This is a genomic window from Streptomyces sp. NPDC005070, assembly GCF_053600395.1.
Window position 1 is genome coordinate 1 of sequence record NZ_JBSFZS010000107.1, and the last position, 19831, is coordinate 19831.

At 71.4% G+C, this 19831-nt stretch carries 17 protein-coding genes and 1 tRNA gene; 5 read left to right on the forward strand and 13 right to left on the reverse strand.

The features are described from left to right. Positions 1–111 precede the first annotated feature (111 nt). The 7 genes from ACWEBX_RS28825 to pgsA all read right to left on the reverse strand — a co-directional run bounded on the left by ACWEBX_RS28825 (position 112) and on the right by pgsA (position 6059). Entirely contained in the window at positions 112–864 is a 753-nt protein-coding gene (locus tag ACWEBX_RS28825; protein WP_451887719.1) for a YebC/PmpR family DNA-binding transcriptional regulator, read from the reverse strand. Positions 865–942: 78 nt separating this feature from the next. Then, positions 943–1545, reverse strand: a complete 603-nt coding sequence (gene pdxT / locus ACWEBX_RS28830; protein WP_451887720.1) for a pyridoxal 5'-phosphate synthase glutaminase subunit PdxT — start codon at positions 1543–1545, stop codon at positions 943–945. A 4-nt stretch (positions 1546–1549) separates the two neighbouring features. Next, positions 1550–2464 (reverse strand): pyridoxal 5'-phosphate synthase lyase subunit PdxS, encoded by a 915-nt coding sequence (gene pdxS, locus ACWEBX_RS28835; protein WP_037621192.1) that lies wholly within the window; start codon positions 2462–2464, stop codon positions 1550–1552. 121 nt (positions 2465–2585) lie between these two features. Next, entirely contained in the window at positions 2586–3131 is a 546-nt protein-coding gene (locus tag ACWEBX_RS28840; protein ID WP_355773224.1) for a hypothetical protein, read from the reverse strand. 101 nt (positions 3132–3232) lie between these two features. Next, positions 3233–4393, reverse strand: a complete 1161-nt coding sequence (locus ACWEBX_RS28845) for a glycosyltransferase family 4 protein (RefSeq protein WP_451887721.1) — start codon at positions 4391–4393, stop codon at positions 3233–3235. After that, the gene (locus ACWEBX_RS28850; protein ID WP_451887722.1) at positions 4390–5340 is read right to left on the reverse strand and encodes a phosphatidylinositol mannoside acyltransferase; all 951 of its coding nucleotides are present in this window, start codon (positions 5338–5340) and stop codon (positions 4390–4392) included. The genes ACWEBX_RS28845 and ACWEBX_RS28850 overlap by 4 nt, the downstream gene beginning before the upstream one ends. Beyond that, positions 5337–6059, reverse strand: a complete 723-nt coding sequence (gene pgsA / locus ACWEBX_RS28855; RefSeq protein WP_384797214.1) for a phosphatidylinositol phosphate synthase — start codon at positions 6057–6059, stop codon at positions 5337–5339. Before pgsA ends, ACWEBX_RS28850 begins: the two co-directional genes overlap by 4 nt. A 217-nt stretch (positions 6060–6276) precedes the next feature. On the opposite strand from pgsA, the gene ACWEBX_RS28860 reads away from it, so the two are divergent. Next, a complete protein-coding gene (locus ACWEBX_RS28860) occupies positions 6277–8472 on the forward strand; it encodes an elongation factor G-like protein EF-G2 (RefSeq protein ID WP_451887723.1) in 2196 nt (731 codons plus the stop codon). A 180-nt stretch (positions 8473–8652) separates the two neighbouring features. Continuing rightward, entirely contained in the window at positions 8653–10320 is a 1668-nt protein-coding gene (locus ACWEBX_RS28865; RefSeq protein WP_451887724.1) for a hypothetical protein, read from the forward strand. A 131-nt stretch (positions 10321–10451) separates the two neighbouring features. Here ACWEBX_RS28865 and ACWEBX_RS28870 read toward each other — a convergent pair whose 3' ends face one another. After that, positions 10452–11012, reverse strand: coding sequence for an HIT family protein (locus tag ACWEBX_RS28870; RefSeq protein ID WP_103547824.1), 561 nt, complete (start codon positions 11010–11012; stop codon positions 10452–10454). 67 nt (positions 11013–11079) lie between these two features. On the opposite strand from ACWEBX_RS28870, the gene ACWEBX_RS28875 reads away from it, so the two are divergent. Further along, complete coding sequence (locus tag ACWEBX_RS28875) at positions 11080–11736, forward strand: potassium channel family protein (RefSeq protein WP_451887725.1); 657 nt, start codon at positions 11080–11082, stop codon at positions 11734–11736. 42 nt (positions 11737–11778) lie between these two features. Here the strand turns inward: ACWEBX_RS28875 and thrS are convergent, their stop codons facing one another. From thrS to ACWEBX_RS28890, 3 genes are all read right to left on the reverse strand, one after another. Continuing rightward, the gene (thrS, locus tag ACWEBX_RS28880) at positions 11779–13755 is read right to left on the reverse strand and encodes a threonine--tRNA ligase (protein WP_451887726.1); all 1977 of its coding nucleotides are present in this window, start codon (positions 13753–13755) and stop codon (positions 11779–11781) included. A 202-nt stretch (positions 13756–13957) separates the two neighbouring features. Continuing rightward, positions 13958–15175, reverse strand: a complete 1218-nt coding sequence (locus ACWEBX_RS28885) for a hypothetical protein (protein WP_451887727.1) — start codon at positions 15173–15175, stop codon at positions 13958–13960. Then, positions 15172–15738 carry a DUF4365 domain-containing protein gene (locus tag ACWEBX_RS28890; RefSeq protein WP_037621207.1) on the reverse strand — a complete coding sequence of 189 codons (567 nt, stop codon included), beginning with the start codon at positions 15736–15738 and terminating at the stop codon, positions 15172–15174. Before ACWEBX_RS28890 ends, ACWEBX_RS28885 begins: the two co-directional genes overlap by 4 nt. Positions 15739–15908: 170 nt before the next feature. Between ACWEBX_RS28890 and ACWEBX_RS28895 the strand changes: the two genes are divergently transcribed. Then, positions 15909–16634, forward strand: coding sequence for an exonuclease domain-containing protein (locus tag ACWEBX_RS28895; protein WP_451887728.1), 726 nt, complete (start codon positions 15909–15911; stop codon positions 16632–16634). 99 nt (positions 16635–16733) lie between these two features. Here ACWEBX_RS28895 and ACWEBX_RS28900 read toward each other — a convergent pair. Together ACWEBX_RS28900 and ACWEBX_RS28905 are read right to left on the reverse strand one after the other, a co-directional pair. Next, positions 16734–16805, reverse strand: a tRNA-Val gene (locus tag ACWEBX_RS28900). Positions 16806–16844: 39 nt separating this feature from the next. Further along, on the reverse strand, positions 16845–17291 hold the full coding sequence (locus ACWEBX_RS28905) for an SRPBCC family protein (protein WP_451887729.1): 447 nt from the start codon (positions 17289–17291) through the stop codon (positions 16845–16847). A gap of 87 nt (positions 17292–17378) precedes the next feature. On the opposite strand from ACWEBX_RS28905, the gene ACWEBX_RS28910 reads away from it, so the two are divergent. Then, positions 17379–19814 (forward strand): SCO7613 C-terminal domain-containing membrane protein, encoded by a 2436-nt coding sequence (locus ACWEBX_RS28910; RefSeq protein WP_451887730.1) that lies wholly within the window; start codon positions 17379–17381, stop codon positions 19812–19814. Positions 19815–19831 lie beyond the last annotated feature (17 nt).

Genomic DNA, 19831 nt, shown 5'->3' on the forward strand with positions numbered 1-19831 from the left:
CCCTTTTCCCCACCACCCCCTCTCGCCCTCTCTTTGGGGTGGCACTGCCCCCGGCGGGGGGGGGCGGGGGGGGGGTGTCCCGTCGGCCCGTCGCTTCGAGCAAGCCCTCGGTCAGGCGTCGACCTTCTCCATGACCTCGTCGCTGACGTCGAAGTTGGCGAAGACGTTCTGCACGTCGTCGCTGTCCTCCAGCGCGTCGATCAGCTTGAAGATCTTCCGGGCGCCCTCTTCGTCGAGCTCGACCTGCATGGTCGGGACGAAGTTGGCGTCGGCGGAGTCGTAGTCGATGCCGGCTCCCTGGAGCGCGGTGCGCACCGCGACCAGGTCGGTGGCCTCGGAGAGGACCTCGAAGCTCTCGCCGAGGTCGTTGACCTCCTCGGCGCCCGCGTCGAGCACGGCACCGAGGACGTCGTCCTCGGACAGCTCGCCCTTGGGGACGAGGATGACGCCCTTGCGGTTGAAGAGGTACGACACGGAGCCCGGGTCGGCCATGCTGCCGCCGTTGCGGGTCATGGCGACGCGCACGTCGGAGGCGGCGCGGTTGCGGTTGTCGGTGAGGCACTCGATGAGCACCGCGACACCGTTCGGGCCGTAACCCTCGTACATGATCGTCTCGTAGTCGGCGCCACCGGCTTCGAGACCGGCGCCGCGCTTGACCGCGGAGTCGATGTTCTTGTTCGGGACCGAGCTCTTCTTCGCCTTCTGGATGGCGTCGAACAGTGTCGGGTTGCCGGACACGTCGGCGCCACCGGTGCGGGCGGCGACCTCGATGTTCTTGATCATCTTCGCGAAGAGCTTGCCGCGCTTGGCGTCGATCACGGCCTTCTTGTGCTTCGTCGTAGCCCATTTAGAGTGGCCGGACATCTGCCTGTCTCCTTCGCGTAACCCAACCTGGACGACCCCCCCCTGGCTCGCGGAGCCTGAGGGGACCTCCAGATCCTACTAGGACGCCACTGTCCGGTTCGCCCGGACCATGTCGACGAACAGGCCGTGCACACGATGGTCGCCGGTCAGCTCCGGGTGGAACGACGTGGCGAGCACGTTCCCCTGGCGTACCGCGACGATGTGGCCGCCGTGCTCGGCGAGCACCTCGGCCTCGGCGCCCACGGACTCGACCCAGGGGGCGCGGATGAAGACGCCCTCTACAGGATCGCCCTCGACGCCCTCGACGTCGACCGCCGCCTCGAAGGACTCGTTCTGCCGTCCGAAGGCGTTGCGGCGCACGATCATGTCGATGCCGCCGATGGTCTCCTGGCCCGAGCGCGGGTCGAGGATCTTGTCGGCGAGCATGATCATGCCGGCGCAGGTGCCGTAGACGGGCAGGCCGTCGCGGACCCGCGCGCGCAGCGGCTCCATCACTCCGAAGAGGACCGCCAGCTTGGAGATGGTGGTGGACTCGCCGCCGGGTATGACCAGACCGTCGATCTCGGCGAGCTCCTCGGGGCGCCGCACCGGCCTGGCCACGGCGTCCGCCGAGGCCAGGGCGATGAGGTGTTCCCGTACGTCGCCCTGGAGAGCCAGGACGCCAATGACAGGGGTGCTCATGTGACTACCAGCCGCGGTTGGCGTAGCGCTCGGTCTCGGGGAGGGTGTCGCAGTTGATGCCGACCATGGCCTCGCCGAGGTTGCGGGACGCGTCCGCGATGATCTTCGGGTCGTCGTAGAAGGTGGTGGCCTTCACGATGGCGGCGGCACGCTTGGCCGGGTCGCCGGACTTGAAGATGCCGGAGCCGACGAAGACGCCCTCGGCGCCGAGCTGGCGCATGAGCGCGGCGTCGGCGGGGGTGGCGACACCACCGGCGGAGAACAGCACGACCGGCAGCTTGCCGAGCTCGGCGACCTCCTTGACGAGCTCGTACGGGGCGCGCAGGTCCTTGGCGGCGGCGTACAGCTCGTTGTTGTCGAAGCCGCGCAGGCGGGCGATCTCGTTCTTGATCTGGCGCAGGTGGCGGACGGCCTCGACGACGTTGCCGGTGCCGGCCTCGCCCTTGGAGCGGATCATGGCCGCGCCCTCGGCGATACGGCGCAGGGCCTCGCCCAGGTTGGTGGCGCCGCAGACGAAGGGGGTGGTGAACGCGAACTTGTCGGAGTGGTTGACCTCGTCGGCCGGGGTGAGGACCTCGGACTCGTCGATGTAGTCGACGCCGAGGGACTGCAGGACCTGGGCCTCGACGAAGTGACCGATGCGGGACTTGGCCATCACGGGGATGGAGACCGCCTCGATGATCTCCTCGATCATGTTCGGGTCCGACATCCGGGCGACTCCGCCGTCCTTGCGGATGTCGGCGGGGACCCGCTCCAGGGCCATGACGGCCACGGCGCCGGCGTCCTCGGCGATCTTCGCCTGCTCGGCGTTGACCACGTCCATGATCACGCCGCCCTTGAGCTGCTCGGCCATGCCGCGCTTGACGCGGGCGGTGCCGATCGCGGTGTTCTCGGCGGAGTTGGGGAGGGTGCTGGACACGGGTGACCTCACTCGGGGAAAGGGGATTTCTGCAGCTCCGAGGAAACGCGAGGTGACCAGTCCACTGCAAGGGCCAATGAGGAGGCGGTGGATCGTTTTCCTTGCCGCCCTCCCGTGTCCATCAGCTCGTCGGGCGGTCCGCCAGGGCCGTCGGGGGCTCGTCGTCCATCTCGAAGGCCATGGGGAACGGGGCGTGGCCCGCGAGGCGGAACCAGCGGACCTTGCGGTGGCGGCGCAGGGCGCGGGCGGCGCGTACGGCGTCGTTGTGGAAGCGCCGCGCCATCGGCACCCGGCGCACGGCCTGGGCCAGCTCGCCGGCCGCCTCCTCGCCTCCGGGCACCTCGCGCACGGCCTCGACCTGCTGGGTCTCCCCGAAGACCGCCCGCAGTGCCTGGCTCAGCTCGCTCTCGGCCACCTCGCGCTGTTCCTCCTCGGCCTGCCGGGCCGCGTGCGCCGCCTCGTAGAGCACGATCGAGGCGGCCGGGTCGAGCACCCCGGAGGTGGCGAGCTCCTGCGCCACGGAGGCCCGGCGCAGCAACTGCGCGTCGAGGGCGGCGCGGGCGGCGTCGATACGGGCGTGCAGCCGGTCGAGACGCCCGGCGGTCCAGCTCAGATAGAGGCCGATCGCGACGAGGCCGACGAGGATCCAGATGAGGGTTGCGGTCACGGGCGGCAAGGCTACCCGTGCCGATCACCACCCCACCGGGGCCCGCGCACAAGGCGAGCCGGTCCCGGGGCCGCGCACGCGTCGGGCGGCCCCGGGGGGTGTCAGTCGCGGGCCATGCCGAAGCGGGCCCGGAGGCCTGTGCGTTCGTCCGTGGCCACCGCGGCGGCGCCGTCCGTCACCGTCTCGTACACGGCCAGGATGTCCGCTCCGACCGTGGACCAGTCGAAGCGCCGTACGTGCTCGCTCCCCCGCTCGCGCAGGACGGCACGGCGGTCCGGGTCGGCGAGCAGCCGCAGCGCGGCGGCCGCCAGGTCGTCCGCGTCCTCGTTGGCGAACAGCTCGCCCGCCGAGCCCTGGTCGAGGACCTGGGCGAACGCGTCGAGATCCGCGGCGAGCACGGGCGCCCCGGCGGACATCGCCTCGACCAGGATGATCCCGAAGCTCTCGCCGCCGGTGTTGGGCGCGACGTACAGGTCGACGCTGCGCAGGAGACGGGCCTTGTCCTCGTCGCTGACCATGCCGAGGAACTCGACGCGCGAGCGCATCTCGGCGGGCAGCGACTCCACGGCCTCCTTCTCGTCGCCGCGCCCGGCGATCAGCAGCCGCGTCTGGGGACGCTCGGCCAGGATCGCGGGCAGCGCCTTCATGAGCACCGGCAGGCCCTTGCGGGGCTCGTCGATACGGCCGATGAAGCCGATGGTGTCGCCCTGCCACTCGGGCTTGGGCTTGGCGCGGGCGAAGAAGTCGACGTCGACGCCGTTCGGGATGACGACGGCGTCACCGCCCAGGTGCTCGACCAGGGTGCGCCGGGCGTACTCGCTCACCGCGATCCGCGCGCTGATCTTCTCCAGGGCGGCCTGGAGGATCGAGTACGCGGCGACCATCGCCCTGGAGCGCGGGTTCGAGGTGTGGAAGGTCGCGACGATCGGCCCCTGGGCCGCCCAGCACGTGAGCAGGCCGAGCGACGGCGAGGACGGCTCGTGGATGTGGACCACGTCGAAGGTGCCGTCGTGCAGCCAGCGCCGTACCCGGGCCGCCGACAGGAAGCCGAAGTTCAGCCGCGCCACCGAGCCGTTGTACGGGACCGGGACCGCGCGGCCCGCCGAGACGACGTACGGGGGCAGGGGTGTGTCGTCGTCCGCGGGGGCGAGGACGGAGACCTCGTGCCCCAGTCCGATGAGGTGCTCGGCCAGGTCGCGGATGTGGAACTGGACGCCGCCCGGGACGTCCCAGGAGTACGGGCAGACGATGCCGATCCTCACGAAGCCCTCTTCTCGGGATCCTGCGCGTCGGACCCCTCTTGGGGAGCCTTCCCGGCGTCGAGGTCCTTGAGCCACAGCCGCTGCAACATGTGCCAGTCCTCCGGGTGCTCGGCGATGCCGTCGGCGAAGGCGTCGGCCAGCGCCTGTGTCATGACGGACGTCTTCTCGGCCCGGTTGCCCGACTCGGGGACCTCGACGGGCGGATGTACCTGGCCGCGCATCACGGGAGAGTCGTCGTACCAGAGCGTGACCGGCAGGAGGAGGGCGCCGGTCTGCTGGGCGAGCAGGGCCGGTCCCGCGGGCATCCGGGTCGTCTCGCCGAAGAACTCCACCTCGACGCCCGAGGCGGACAGGTCCCGTTCGGCGACCAGGCAGATCAGCCCGCCGTCGCGCAGGCGCCGGGCCAGCGTGCCGAACGCGGCACCCCCGCTGTGCGGCAGGACCTCCATGCCGAGGCCCTCGCGATAGGCGACGAAACGGTCGTACAGCGATTCGGGCTTGAGGCGCTCGGCGACGGTCGTGAACGGCGTCTTGAGCCCGGTGGTGACCCAGGCGCCCGCGAGATCCCAGTTCGCCATGTGCGGAAGGGCCAGGATGACGCCGCGGTCGGAGGCGATCCCGTCGGTCAGGTGGTGCACATCCTTGACCTCGAACCCGTTCGTCACCCGCTCCTCGCTCCACGCGGGAAGCCGGAACGACTCCATCCAGTAGCGCAGGTACGAGCGCATGCCGGCCCGGGAGAGCTCCGCGAGCCGCTGCGGTGTCGCGTCCGGCACCACGCGCGCGTAGTTGCTCTCCAGGCGCTGGACCCCCTTGCCGCGCCGCTTCCACGCGATGTCGGCGATCGTGCGGCCGAGACCCACGGCGACCGGCTCGGGAAGCTTCTTGACGACGCCCCAGCCCAAGGCGTAGGCGCCGTCGGCCAGCCTGTCGCGCAGGCTCGTCACGAGGTGGCCTCACTGTTGTGGGCGGCGACCTCGGCGTCCGCCTCGGCGGCCTCCCGGCGCACGGTGACGACACGCTGGATCAGCGTGACGAGGCTGCCGACGGCGACGATCCACAGCGCGATGGGCAGCAGCACCTGGATGCCGGGCACTCCGAACGTGTGCAGACCCGCCAGACCGGCGGCGACCAGCGAGATCACCAGTCGCTCCGCGCGCTCGACGAGACCGTTGACCGCGACCGGCAGACCGATCGACTCGCCGCGCGCCTTGGTGTACGACACCACCTGGCCACTGGCGAGACAGAAGATCGACACGGCGCACAGGACGTTGTCGTCGCCGTTGCCCGCGTACCAGAGCGCGAAGCCGCCGAAGATCGCGCCGTCGGCGACCCGGTCGAGTGTGGAGTCCAGGAAGGCGCCCCAGCGGCTGGAGCGGCCGAGCTGGCGCGCCATGTTCCCGTCGACGAGGTCGGAGAACACGAACAGCGTGATGACGATCGTTCCCCAGAAGAACTCTCCCCGGGGGAAGAAGACCAGCGCGCCCGCCATGACTCCGGCCGTGCCCAGGAGGGTGACCGTGTCGGGGCTCACCCCCCGGCGGACGAGAAACGCGGCGAACGGTGTGAGGACACGCGTGAAGAATGCACGCGCGTACTTGTTCAGCATGGCCTTCCCGAGGTTCGGTGTCGCCGGACGTCCCCTGCTGGCCGTCGGCTGGCCCATCGTAGCCACGCGTGCGCTTGTGCGATGGCCGGGCACCCGCCCCCCCCGTGTCACGACCCGATGCCGCCGGTGTCACGGCGCGATCGCGTCCCTTGTATGGACGCACAGTGACGCGAGTGCAAAGCTCGAAGGACCGCGGGCGTCACCGGAGCCGCCGCGCGCGGCCCCGGCATGTCCCGCGCCCACAGAGACCTCACCGTGCACGGGAGGCAAGGCCATGGGCGACAAGGCGAACACACACCCCGGAGCCGCCGGCAGGGCTACGGCGGCCGACCACCCCGCGTCCGTAAGGAATGTGGTGCTGGTCGGCCACAGCGGATCGGGCAAGACGACATTGGTGGAGGCTCTCGCGCTGACGGCGGGAGCGGTGAACCGGGCGGGCCGCGTGGAGGACGGCGGCACCGTCTCGGACTACGACGAGATCGAGCACCGGCAGCAGCGTTCGGTGCAGCTCTCCCTGGTGCCCGTCGACTGGGACGGGTACAAGATCAACATTCTCGACACCCCCGGATACGCCGACTTCGTCGGCGAACTGAGGGCCGGTCTGCGCGCGGCGGACGCGGCCCTCTTCGTCGTCTCGGCCTCGGACGGGGTGGACGGCTCGACCCGGATGCTGTGGGAGGAGTGCGCGGCCGTGGGGATGCCGCGGGCCATCGTGGTCACCCATCTCGAATCGGCCAGGTCGGACTTCGAGGAGATGACCGCGATCTGCGCGCAGGCGTTCGGCGGGGACGACCCCGACGCCGTACTGCCGCTCTACCTCCCGCTGCACGGCGCCGCCGGGCCGGACGGGCACGCGCCCGTCACCGGCCTGATCGGTCTGCTCACCCAGCAGTTGTTCGACTACTCCTCCGGGGAGCGCAAGGAAGCGGACCCGGGACCCGAGCAGCAGCCGCTCATCGAGACGGCCCGCAACCGGCTGATCGAGGGGATCATCGCCGAGAGCGAGGACGAGACGCTCATGGACCGCTACCTCGGCGGCGAGCGGATCGACCTCAAGACACTCGTGCAGGACCTGGAACGGGCCGTGGCCCGCGGGAGCTTCTTCCCCGTCCTGGCCGCCGCGCCCGCCGCCGAAGGAGCCCGGCAGGGGCTCGGCACGGTCGAGCTCCTCGAACTGATCACGGGAGGCTTCCCGACCCCGCTGGAGCGCCCGGCGCCTGCCGTGACCACACCGGACGGCGCACTCCGTGAGGTGAAGGCCTGCGACCCGGACGGTCCCCTGGTCGCGGAGGTCGTGAAGACCGCGTCCGACCCGTACGTCGGCCGGGTCTCCCTGGTCCGCGTCTTCTCCGGAACCCTTCGCCCCGACGCGACGGTGCACGTCTCCGGGCACGGGCTCACCGACCGCGGGCACGAGGACCACGACGTCGACGAGCGCGTCGGCTCCCTGTCCGCGCCGTTCGGCAAACAGCAGCGCGCTCTCACCCACTGCATCGCGGGCGACCTCGCCAGTGTGGCGAAGCTGAGCCGCGCCGAGACCGGGGACACGCTCTCGGCCAAGGACGACCCGCTGCTGATGGAGCCGTGGCAGATGCCCGACCCGCTGCTGCCGCTCGCCATCGAGGCGCACAGCAAGGCGGACGAGGACAAGCTCTCCCAGGGGCTCGGACGGCTCGTGGCCGAGGACCCCACGATGCGCCTGGAGCAGAACCAGAACACCCATCAGGTCGTCCTGTGGTGCCTGGGCGAGGCGCACGCGGACGTCGCCCTGGAACGGCTGCGCAACCGCTACGGCGTGCGGGTCGACGTGGTGCCGCACAAGGTGTCCCTGCGCGAGACGTTCGCCGGCCCGTCCGCCGGGCGCGGCCGCCATGTCAAACAGTCCGGCGGGCACGGCCAGTTCGCGATCTGCGAGATCGAGGTCGAACCGCTGCCGAACGGCTCGGGCATCGAGTTCGTGGACAAGGTCGTCGGAGGAGCCGTGCCCCGGCAGTTCATCCCCTCCGTCGAGAAGGGGGTGCGCGCCCAGGCGGCCAAGGGCGTGGTCGCCGGCTATCCGCTCATCGACGTACGCGTCACGCTGAAGGACGGCAAGGCGCACTCGGTGGACTCCTCCGACGCCGCGTTCCAGACGGCGGGCGCGCTCGCGCTGCGCGAGGCGGCCCGTGACGCCACGATCCATCTCCTGGAGCCGGTGGCGGAGGTGACCGTCCTGGTCGGCGACGACTACGTGGGCCCGGTGATGAGCGACCTGTCGGGACGGCGCGGCCGGGTGGTCGGCACCGAGCAGGCGGCCGGCGGGCGCACGCTGGTACGCGCCGAGGTGCCCGAGATCGAGATCGGACGGTACGCCGTCGATCTGCGGTCCGTCTCGCACGGCACCGCGCGCTTCGACCGGTCCTACGCACGGCACGAGCCGATGCCGCAGCACATCGCCGAGCGGCTCCGCGAACAGGAAGCGGGTACCTGAGAGCCGGGGTACCACGGGGCACTCCGGCGGGGGGTCTCATCCGTCGGTGGGCGGCTTCGGCCGTCCACCGACGAATGTCGGCCGCGGCCGATACTCTGAGAACCGATCAAGACGAAGACCTGATCAACAGGTGTGCGGGACACCGAAGTCGGGAAGGCCGCAGGAGCGGGTGCGGCGGCGATGGGGGCGGAAGTGGCGTTCGACGGTTTCGATTTCACTCCCGGGGCGCAGGTGCCGCTCACGGGCTCCGCGGGGCAGACGGCGGCGACGTTCGCCCTGGCCTCGGCCGCGTACCGCGACAGTCCGATGGAGGAGATCCTCAAGGCCGACAACGAATGGCACCAGTCCACGGTCAAGGCCGGTCGGATCAAGCTGTTCGCGCCGAATCTCGGCGAGGCCTTCGCGGGTGCCGTCACGGCCCGCATGCTGGGCAAGGGCCGCGCTCCGCTCATCCAGTCCTTCGGCACCGAACCGCAGGTCGTCGTGGAGCACTGCCTCGCGGCCACCAACATCCGCCGGGAACGCGACAATTGGCTCTCCGCCGTCATGGTGCTCTGCGGACTGCTGTTCCTGCCGGGCCTGCTGGTGTGGCTGATGACCTTTCAGATCCGTACGCAGATCGCCAAGCGCACGGACAAGCGGGGCTCCGCTCTCGGCACCACGCTCCTGCTCGCGGTCGGCGCCCTGGCCGTCCTCTTCCTCGTCCGTATGCCGTTCACCGGCTTCTGGGCCTGGTACGCGCGCGCCGCGGTGGTCCTCCCGGTCGTCGGCTGGTTGTGGGCGAAGCAGATCTGCGAGCGCACCGCGAAGGATCTGCGGGCGCGCTGGGACAGCCTGCTGTCGGGCGGTGGCATCGGTGCCAAGATTCCCGAGGCGGTCCCCGGCAGCCCCGGTGAGACGGCCGCGGAGCAGCTCCGCCAGTCGCTGGCTCGGCTCTCCGCGGAGCAGCAGTCCAACTCGGTCTTCTACGCGGGCCCCAAGGGCATACTCGGCATGGGCACGCGCTGGGGGAGCTGGCAGCTCGCCGAGGACCTGGTGGCGCTGGACGAGAAGAAGGAGATCCATCCGTTCCGGAGCTGGGACGTCATCCGCAACGTCCACGACCAGTTGCGCATGCTGGAGCGCGGTCCGCTCAACACCGGTGGTTTTCCCGCGCCTTCGATAAAGCACTGGATCGTCACCCCGATCGGCGAGGGCGCGAAGGCGGTGTCCCGGCCGGGCGGCACGGACGTGGACGCCTACACGATCAAGACGCACGCCGTGCAGGACATCTGCAACAAGCAGCAGTTCGGCAGCGGCGACCGGCACTACCTCGGGGTCCAGTGGACGCTCTGGGACGGCCAGTTGATCATCACCATGATGATCACGGTGACCGTGCTGCACCAGACGCTGCGCATCGAGGTGACCGGGCATGCGCTCGGCCCCGTGAACCCGCTGTTCACCAGCAAGCCGGAGGCTCCCACCAAGGAGGTCGCGAAGACCGTCAAGTTCTGGGAGACCCGCAAGGTGAGCCTGCCGCTGGTCACCGCGGACGAGGTCGTGCGGCTCGCGGCGCGTGCGCCGCTCACCTGGTATCCGCCGCTGCTGAACTGGATCGGCGGGAGTCTGGCGCTGCCCGAGCCCTTCGGGCTGCGGCACGCCTGGGCCGATCAGCCGTGGCGGCACCGTTTCATGGCGGACGACGCGCTGCGGGCGGCGACGCCGGTGCTGCGCGTGGTGCACTCGGCGGCGATCAAGGTCCTCGCGGAGAACGGCGTCGACACGGAGAAGTTCGGCAGCCGCTCGTCGTTCCTCAGCACGGCGGTGCAGGATCCCTCGCCGCGCAAGGCCGACCTGTACGACGCGTAGCCGCGGGCCGGGCACGGGGCCGCGCGCCGGGCGCGTCCCGGCGTGGCCTCACGCGGTGCGAGCCCAGGCAAGCCGCGAGCCCGGACGCGGTGACGGACGGGGCGCCCGACGGGTGGGCGCCCCGGACCGGGCTACGCGGTGGGCCAGGCCTCCGCCAGCATCTTGCGGGTGTCCGCGAGAAGCTGCGGCAGCACCTTGGTGTGGCCGACGACGGGCATGAAATTGGTGTCGCCGCCCCAGCGGGGCACGATGTGCTGGTGCAGATGGGCGGCGATGCCGGCGCCCGCGACGGTCCCCTGGTTCATGCCGATGTTGAATCCGTGCGCGCCGGAGGCGGTACGCAGGGCGGTCATGGCCTGCTTGGTCAGCTCACCGAGTTCGGCGGTCTCCGGCCCCGTGAGGTCCGTGTAGTCGGCGACGTGCCGGTAGGGCACGACCATCAGGTGCCCGCCGTTGTACGGGTACAGGTTGAGCACCGCGTACACGTGCTCCCCGCGCCTCACGATCAGCCCGTCCTCGTCGGACTTGGCCGGTATCGAGCAGAACGGACACCCGTCGTCGGCCCCCGGGCCGGTGGGCTTGTTCTCGCCCTGGATGTAGGCCATCCGGTGGGGCGTCCAAAGGCGCTGGAACGCGTCCTGCGTTCCCACTCCGATCTGCTGCTCCGGCTCACTCGTCATGTGTTGCAGCATATTGCTTCGCCCGTTCGCGGCGTGTCGGCGGGTGCCGGGCAAAGGAGCCTGCGGCCAAGCTGTGGCCATGGACGACGACAGCCCGCTGACCCGCTGGGAGCGCCGCACGGAGGTACCGCTGGCGATCGGGTCACTGCTGTTCCTCGCCGGGTACGCGGTGCACGTCCTGGCACACGATCTGCCCGAGGACGCACGCGAGGCCTGTTTCTCGTTGATCATGGCCATCTGGGCGGTGTTCCTCTTCGACTACCTGGTGCGCTGGCGGCTGAGCGGGCAAGGGCGGCGGTTCGTCCGGCGTCATGTGCTGGACACCGTGGTGCTCGTCCTGCCGCTGCTGCGGCCGCTGCGGGTCGTCAAGCTCTACGACTCCGTGCTGCGGCGCCGCGGGGAGCCCCGCCTCCCGCTGTACTCACGGGTGATCTTCTACGCGAGCCTCTCGGTCCTGCTGCTCGGCTTCTCGGGTGCCCTCGCCGTCTACCAGGCCGAGTACAGGGCGCCGAACGCGACGATCGTCACCTTCGGCGACTCGGTGTGGTGGGCCGCCTCCACGCTCGCGACGGTCGGGTACGGGGATGTGACGCCGGTGACGCCGCGAGGGCGGACGATCGCGGTCGCCATGATGGTGTGCGGTCTCGGGCTGCTCGGCGCGGTGACGGGGTCGTTCTCCTCGTGGCTGTTGCAGCGGTTCTCGCGCGAGGGCGACGAGAAGCCCCCGGGAAGCTAGCTTCCCGGGGGCTGGGGTCTCGGCCGAGCCGTGCCGGCCGGATCAGATCTGGGCGCGCTCCTCGACGACCTTCGCGATCTTGGCGATGGCCTCGGCGAGGGGGATGCCGTTCTCCTGGGAGCCGTCGCGGTAGCGGAAGGAGACGGCGCCGGCGGCCATGTCCTCGTCGCCCGCGATGACCATGAAGGGCACCTTCTGCTTCTGCGCGTTGCGGATCTTCTTCTGCATCCGGTCCGAGGACGCGTCGACCTCGACGCGCAGGCCCTGCTTCTTGGCCTCGGCGGCGAACTTCTGGAGGTACTCCACGTGCGCGTCGCCGATCGGGATGCCGATCGCCTGGACGGGCGCCAGCCACGCCGGGAACGCGCCCGCGTAGTGCTCCAGGAGCACGGCGAAGAAGCGCTCGATGGAGCCGAAGAGCGCACGGTGGATCATGACCGGGCGCTGCTTGGAGCCGTCGGGGCCGGTGTACTCCAGGTCGAAGCGCTCGGGCAGGTTGAAGTCGAGCTGTACGGTCGACATCTGCCAGGTGCGGCCGATGGCGTCCTTGGCCTGCACGGAGATCTTCGGGCCGTAGAAGGCGGCGCCGCCCGGGTCCGGGACCAGCGGGAGGCCCTGCTTCTCGGCGACCTGGCGCAGCGTCTCGGTGGCCTCTTCCCAGATCTCGTCCGAGCCGACGAACTTCTCCGGGTCCTTGGTGGACAGCTCCAGGTAGAAGTCGGTGAGACCGTAGTCGCGCAGGAGGTTCAGGACGAAGGTGAGCGTCTTGTCGAGCTCGTCCGCCATCTGCTCCTTGGTGCAGTAGATGTGCGCGTCGTCCTGGGTGAAGCCCCGGGCGCGGGTCAGGCCGTGCACGACGCCCGACTTCTCGTACCGGTACACGGTGCCGAACTCGAACAGGCGCAGCGGCAGTTCACGGTACGAGCGGCCGCGCGCGTCGAAGATCAGGTTGTGCATCGGGCAGTTCATGGGCTTGAGGTAGTAGTCCACGCCCTCGTCGAGCTGCATGGGCGGGTACATGCCGTCGGCGTACCAGTCCAGGTGGCCCGAGGTCTCGAAGAGCTTCCCCTTGGTGGCGTGCGGGGTGTAGACGAACTCGTAGCCCTCCTCCTCGTGCCGGCGGCGCGAGTAGTCCTCCATGACCCGGCGGATGATGCCGCCCTTGGGGTGGAAGACGGCGAGGCCGGAGCCGATCTGCTCCGGGATGGAGAACAGGTCCAGCTCGTTGCCCAGCTTGCGGTGGTCGCGCTTCTCGGCCTCGGCGAGGAACTCGAGGTGCGCCTTCAGCTCCTCCTTGGAGGGCCAGGCGGTGCCGTAGATGCGCTGGAGCATGGGGTTCTTCTCGCTGCCGCGCCAGTACGCGGCAGCGTTGCGCATCAGCTTGAACGCCGGGATGTTGCGGGTGGTGGGCAGGTGGGGACCGCGGCAGAGGTCCTTCCAGCACAGCTCGCCGGTCTTGGCGTCGAGGTTGTCGTAGATGGTCAGCTCGCCGCCGCCCACCTCGACGTTCGCGCCGTCGTCCGTGGAGGCGGCGCCCTTGATGCCGATGAGCTCCAGCTTGTACGGCTCGGCCGCGAGCTCCTCGCGGGCGTCCTCGTCGGTGACGACACGGCGGGAGAAGCGCTGCCCGCGCCGCTGGATCTCCTGCATCTTCTTCTCGACGGCCTTGAGGTCCTCGGGCGTGAAGGGCTTCTCCACGTCGAAGTCGTAGTAGAAGCCGTCCTTGACCGGCGGGCCGATGCCCAGCTTGGCGTCGGGGAAGAGCTCCTGCACGGCCTGGGCCATGACGTGCGCGGTGGAGTGGCGCAGGATGTTCAGGCCGTCCTCGGAGGAGATCTCGACCGGCTCGACCTCCTCGCCGTCCCGCACCTCGTACGCGAGGTCCTTCAGCTCGCCCGCGACACGGGCCGCGACGACGGTGCGCTCGCCGGTGAAGAGGTCGGCGGCCGTAGTCCCCGTCGTCACCACGCGTTCTTCCCGCTCGGAATCGCGTTGGATGATCACACGGACGTCTGACACCGGTCTCTCCTGACTGAAGGGGTGCCACACCACATACGGGATGGCATGGCAATGCCCCGAATCCTACCGAGCCCGGGGTCCCCTCCGCGAAACGGTTGTGGACAGGGCGCCCCGGTCCGCGCCGGACACGGGCCTCGGCCCTTGCCGCACACGCGCCCGGCCCTCCCCGCACGCGCGCCCGGCCCTCCCCGCACGCGTGCCCTCAGTCCTCGCTGCAGGCCTCCTCGAAGAAATCCAGATTCTCCTGGAGCGACTTCATCAGCCGGTCCCGTTCGGCCTCGTCCACCTGGACGGGTACGACACCGGTGGCGTCCGTGAGCCTGCGGAAGCCGCCGCGGCTCTCCAAGCGGCCGTGCACCCGCACGGGCAGTCCCACCAGATGGGCCTGGCCCGCTATCCGGTACGCCTCCTCGTCGAGGGTCATCCGCACATGCGGGACCTCGGCGCCCGCGATGACCCGCAGCCGTATCGTGCCGGCCCCGCGCGGACCCGACCTGCGCATCCGGACCACGGCACCGGTGAGCCGCACCGGCACGGACGGCTCCTCGCGCAGATAGCGGGCCCCGGCCTCGCGCAGGACGGGCAGGTCACCGGGCGAGAACTCGACGGGCTCGGCGGGTTGCGCGCCGCCCTCGGGGACGCCCGCGGCGGGTGACCACTCGACGGTGACGCGGGCGCCCTCGGTGCCCCGGACCAGGGCCACCAGGGCTTCCATCAGCTCATGGCTGACGCCCGCCTCGACGGCGGCGTCGAAGGCGTCCATGCCGCCGGTGGCCCGCTGGTAGTCGATGGCCTCGCGGGCCGCGCACAGCGCCTCGTGCAGCCGTACCGCGAGCGGCCGGCCGGAGGTGACGGGAACGAAAGCGGTGAGGCCTCGCCCGCCCGGTTCCGCGCCGACCAGCACGTTCTCCAGGGAGGCGGTGGCCGCCCTGCGGTGCCGGGCGCCGTAATAGCCGGCACGCGCGTGTGCGGCGAGCGCCCCGGCGAGAAGCATCTGGCGGGCGGCCCCGCGGGTCTGTTCCTCGACCGTCCAGGGCGCCGCGCCCACGGGACCGGTCGGCACGTCCCGCCACCAGTGGACCTCGTCGCTGGGCACGGCGAGGGCGACGAGTACGTCCCGCGCGGCCGGGGAGCCGCTGCGGGAGAGCGCGACGAGGGCCTCGCCGAGGAGGTCGTCGCTGTCGGGGAAGGCCCGGTTCTCCGGCACCAGCAGGCTGGTGCCGCCGCCCCCGGGCCCGGGTGGGGTCCACCTGCCGTACCGCCCGGGGGCTCCCCCGCGGCGCTGCCAGCCGTGCCGCCGCAGCAGCGCGCCGAGCACGGCCGGGTCCACCTGGTCGGGGGCCGGCGGATCGTTCCAGAAGGCTTCGGCGGGGTGGGGCCTGACCGGCCGGAGCGCCTCGTCGATGGGGCGGTGTGTCATGGTCTGCCTCCCGTCCCGACCCGCGTCATGATCTCGCACAGGGCCCGGTCGTCGAAGATCCGGGCCGTCGGGATCCGGACGGTGGTCCGGCGCCGGCCCGTGATGGCGTGTCCGGCGAGGTTGATCCAGTAGCAGCAGTGCCGCAGGTCGAGCCGGTCGTGGCTGGCGCGCAGCCAGTCGTCCTGGGATCTGGGCACGAGCATCACGACCAGGATCTTGTGCACCGAGACCGGGGTGCGCGCGAGCTTCGCCAGGTGCTCGTTGTCGAGCGTGAAGGAGAAGGCGGGCCCCGGGGGGTTGGGCGGGATCTGGTAGGTGCACTTGAGCTGCACCTTGATGGTGACTTCGTCGTCGACCGTGTGCCCGGGGGCGCTGTGGCTGACGTGCCAGTCGATGCCGTTGTCGGGAAACGGCTGGGACAGTGAACAGCCCGCGGCCGCCGCGACGGCGTGCAGGTAGCCCACCTGCAAGGTCTCCATGCAGGCGGTGGTGGCGAGCGATCCGCGATGGGGTGCCGTCCGCTGGGGCAGCAGCCCGCCCCGTTCGGGCTGCGCGAGTGCCATGAGTCCAACAGCCTTCCAGCCTTGATGTATCCCCGCGACGGGTCGCTGAACTGCAAAGACCCGTACCTCTGTTGTCTCCTTCCGGCGTACGGCGCAAACGGGCCGGGTATCACCAAACGGGCAGAAGACGGTGCGTCAGCTGCCGTGGGTGAACGAGGAGTTGTGTACGTATGACGTGCTGGTACGAGGGCCCTTTGGCCGCGTTCGACACGGAGACCACGGGCGTGGACGTCGAGACCGACAGGATCGTGTCGGCCGCCGTCGTCGTCCAGGACGCCCCGGGAGCCCGTCCGCGGGTGACCCGATGGCTGGTGAACCCTGGAGTGCCGGTGCCCGCGGGGGCGACGGCGGTGCACGGGCTCACGGACGAACATCTGCAGCGCAACGGCCGCTGGCCGTCGCCCGTGATGGAGGAGATAGCCCGGGAGCTGAGTGAACAGGCCACGGCGGGGCGGCCGCTGGTGGTGATGAACGCCCCGTTCGATCTGACGCTGCTGGACCGGGAGTTGCGCAGGCATCGGGCCTCGTCCCTCGACCACTGGTTCGAGGCGGCGTCGCTGCGCGTGCTCGATCCGCGCGTCCTCGACAAGCATCTGGACCGCTATCGCAAGGGCCGCCGTACCTTGACGGATCTGTGCGCGCACTACGAGGTGCCGCTGGAGGGCGCGCACGACGCGGCGGCCGACGCGCTGGCCTCGATGGAGGTCGTCCGTGCGGTGGGGCGCCGTTTCGCGGCCCGTCTCGAGCGGCTGTCGCCGTCCGAGCTGCATACGCTCCAGGCGGTGTGGCACGCGGCGCAGGCGCGCGGGCTGCAGGCCTGGTTCGCGCGCAGCGGTTCACCGGAGGCGGTGGATCCGGCGTGGCCGCTGCGCCCGGATCTGCAGGCGGCGGCCTGACCGGGCGCGGGCCGACCGGGCGTTGTCCGGGCGACCGGGCGCGATGCTGTCGGCACAACGAAAAACCGGTCCGTCGATGACGGACCGGTCTTCTCCGGGTGGGCGATACTGGGTTCGAACCAGTGACCTCTTCGGTGTGAACGAAGCGCTCTCCCACTGAGCTAATCGCCCGGGAACGGACTGAACCATACAGGTCCCGGCGGGTGCGGTTCAAACCGTTGTGAGGTGAGCCCTCAGTCCGCGCTCCCCCGCGCGCATCATCAGGGCGTGGTTGGCCCGGAAGAACGGGCGTCCCGGGACGGCGAGCCGCCGCAGCAGGGGCGTGGTGACGTGCACTTCCTGGTCGTACCGGGCACGGGTTCCCGGTCCGGCCGCGTCGAAGGTCCAGCGTGCCCAGCCGTCGAGATCACCCGACATCCTGATCTCCAGGACGCCGGCCGCCGGGTCCCGGCGCGCCGCGCGTGCGGTGATGGTGATGCCGTACGGCAGGACCGAGCGGATCCGGATGACGCCGCTGTGTTCGTCGACGGGGGTCACCTCGCGCACCTGGGGCCACCAGCGCGGGTAGGTCTCGGCGTGTTCCAGGACGGCGTAGACGTCCGCCGGCGGCGCGGGCAGCTCCCACACGGTGTGGAAGCGGTAGTGGGTCCAGTCCATGGACCGAGTGTGCCGACGCCTCGGAGGTACCGGAAGTACCTCCTGGGGATGTCCGCGGATCTGAGTACGGCGTGAGTACGCGCGCTCATGTCCGCGGGCGTGACCCGGACCACACTCCGAACCATGACCCAGATCCCGTCCCCGGCCGACGAGTTGCGGCTCCTGGACACCGAGTTGCGGCAACTCGACGCGCGCCGCGCCGTGTTGCTGACCCGTCGCGCCTGGCTGGTCCACGCGCTCCAAGCGGCGCCCGTACGGGCCGCGTCCCCGGCGCCCGGGGCCCGACGGCCCGAGACCACCGCGCCCGGGGTGCAGAACGCGCTGCTCCTCCTCGGCAGCATCCTGCTGGCCGTCGCCGCCATCGCGTTCACCCTGGTCGGCTGGGGCCACCTGGGGATCACGGGCCGGTCCCTGGTGCTCGGCGCCGTGACGCTGGCCGCGCTCGGCGCTCCCGTGCCCCTGCTGCGGCGAGGACTGCGCTCGACGGCCGAGGCGCTCGCGGGCACCGGGCTCGTCCTGACGGTCCTGGACGCGTACGCCCTGTACGCGGTGGCGCTCCCCCGCACGGACGGCGTCGGTTACGCGGCGCTCGCCTCGGCGGCGCTGGCCGCGGTGTGGGCCGCGTACGGCCTCGCGCTCGGCACCCTGCTCCAAACGGCCGGCCCCGGTACGCGTCCGTCGCTGCGACTGCCGCTGCCCGCCGCCGTGGTCGCCGCGCAGTTGCCGCTGCTGCTGTGGGCGGTGGCCGCCTCCTCGGGTGTGTACCCCGTCACGGCCGCGCTGCTGGTCACGGCGGCGCTCGACACGGCGCTCGCCCTGCGTGTGCCCGGGCGCTCCGTCCGTGCCGTGGCCGCCGTCGGGGCGTACGGCCTGGGCGGCTGGGGCACCTTCGCGGCCGGCTGGCTGTCCTGGACATCCGCCGGTCCGAGCGCCGCCGCCCGTGCGGCGGCGCTCCTCCTCCTCGCCGCCTCGGTCGCGCTGACGGCGGCGTGGGGCGCCCCGAAGCCGGGCCTCGGCACCAAGACCGCGACGGGCATCGCGACGGCCGGGGGGCTGACCGGTGTCGTCGCGTTCGGCGGGCTGCTGCGCACGTCCCTGCCGGACGCGTGGACGGTCCCCGGTCATCTGGTGTGCGCGATCGCCCTCCTCGCCGTCGCCGGAGCGGGCCTTCCCGCGCCGGTGCGCCGCGGGATCGCTCTGGCTTCCGGCTGCGTGGGGGCGCTCGCCGTGGCCTGGGCCCTGCCCGTGGTCGTGATCACGCTGCTGGGACCGGCCGGGCGGGCGGGCTCCGTCTGGTCCGGCGCTCCGGCGGACGCGCGGGACGCGGTGACGAACGGCCTGCCCTGGCCGGCCGAGGCGGTCACGGCACCGCTCGTGCTCGCGCTCGTCGCCGCGGTCCTGGTGGTGGCCGTCCGCGCCGCCGCCTGGCGTCCGTACGCCGTAGCCGGTGCGCTGACCCTGGCGTGGGCGACGGTGTTCGTCCTCCCTGCGACCCTCGAACTCCCCTACGCTGCCGCGCTGTCCGTCCACGGGCTCACCACGGCGGCCCTGCTCGGGTACGCGCGCCGGACCGGCGCCCGGCCGACGGCACTCGTGCTGGCCCTGCTCACCTCCCTCAGTCTCGCCTTCCTCGCGCTGGCCTCCGAGAGCGCGACCCTGACGGTGCTCGCCGCGCTGACCGCCCTGTTCGCGGCGACGGCCCCGCGGCCCGGCCTCGGCCCGGTGGCGGCGCCCGCGGCACTCGGGTACGCGTCGGCCCTCGCCTGTGCGGCCGGCGCCTCCCTCGGCCTCCAGCCCCAGCACACGGCGCTGCTCGTGCTGGTCGTGCCCGTGGTCGCCGCGCTGCTCGCCGCACGCACCGAGGACGCGCCGACGACCGTGTCGATCGAGATCACCGGAGCCCTCGCCGGTCTGCTCGCCGTCGCGCTCGCGGTGCCCGAACCGGCCCTGCTGGCCACGGTCCTGGCCCTGTGCGGGCTGATCGCCGCGGGCACGGCCGTACGGAAGGACCGGCGCTCCGTCGGACACGCGGCCGCCGCGCTGTTCGTGCTGGCCTCCTGGGTGCGGCTCGCGTCCTGGGGCGTCGGCTCCCCTGAGGCGTACACCTTGCCGGTGACGGTTCCGGCACTGCTCCTGGGCGCGTTCAGGCGCCGCTCGGACCGCTCGGTGTCGTCGTGGACGGCGTACGCGCCGGGTCTGTCCGTGACGCTCGTGCCGAGCCTGTTCGCGGCGTGGGGCGACGGCCACTGGCCGCGTCCGCTGCTGCTGGGCACTGCGGCGCTCGCCGTCACCCTGCTGGGTGCCCGGCACCGGCTCCAGGCTCCGCTGGTGGTGGGCGGCGCGGTGCTCGTCCTGGACGCCCTGCACGAACTCGCCCCGTACATCGTGCAGGTGGTGGACGCGCTCCCCCGCTGGACGCCTCCCGCACTCGCCGGTCTGCTGCTGCTCGCGCTCGGCGCCACGTACGAGCAGCGGATCCGCGACGCACGACGGGTGCGGGAGGTGCTGGGGAGGATGGACTAGAAGTTGGTCGCCCGGGG

Bases quoted from the DNA above. Each gene is read 5' to 3' on its own strand.
- ACWEBX_RS28825 (WP_451887719.1), bottom strand. From the start codon at position 864: ATGTCCGGCCACTCTAAATGGGCTACGACGAAGCACAAGAAGGCCGTG.
- pdxT (WP_451887720.1), bottom strand. From the start codon at position 1,545: ATGAGCACCCCTGTCATTGGCGTCCTGGCTCTCCAGGGCGACGTACGG.
- pgsA (WP_384797214.1), bottom strand. From the start codon at position 6,059: ATGGGCCAGCCGACGGCCAGCAGGGGACGTCCGGCGACACCGAACCTC.
- ACWEBX_RS28860 (WP_451887723.1), top strand. From the start codon at position 6,277: ATGGGCGACAAGGCGAACACACACCCCGGAGCCGCCGGCAGGGCTACG.
- ACWEBX_RS28865 (WP_451887724.1), top strand. From the start codon at position 8,653: ATGGGGGCGGAAGTGGCGTTCGACGGTTTCGATTTCACTCCCGGGGCG.
- ACWEBX_RS28870 (WP_103547824.1), bottom strand. From the start codon at position 11,012: ATGCTGCAACACATGACGAGTGAGCCGGAGCAGCAGATCGGAGTGGGA.
- ACWEBX_RS28875 (WP_451887725.1), top strand. From the start codon at position 11,080: ATGGACGACGACAGCCCGCTGACCCGCTGGGAGCGCCGCACGGAGGTA.
- ACWEBX_RS28885 (WP_451887727.1), bottom strand. From the start codon at position 15,175: ATGACACACCGCCCCATCGACGAGGCGCTCCGGCCGGTCAGGCCCCAC.
- ACWEBX_RS28890 (WP_037621207.1), bottom strand. From the start codon at position 15,738: ATGGCACTCGCGCAGCCCGAACGGGGCGGGCTGCTGCCCCAGCGGACG.
- ACWEBX_RS28895 (WP_451887728.1), top strand. From the start codon at position 15,909: ATGACGTGCTGGTACGAGGGCCCTTTGGCCGCGTTCGACACGGAGACC.
- ACWEBX_RS28905 (WP_451887729.1), bottom strand. From the start codon at position 17,291: ATGGACTGGACCCACTACCGCTTCCACACCGTGTGGGAGCTGCCCGCG.
- ACWEBX_RS28910 (WP_451887730.1), top strand. From the start codon at position 17,379: ATGTCCGCGGGCGTGACCCGGACCACACTCCGAACCATGACCCAGATC.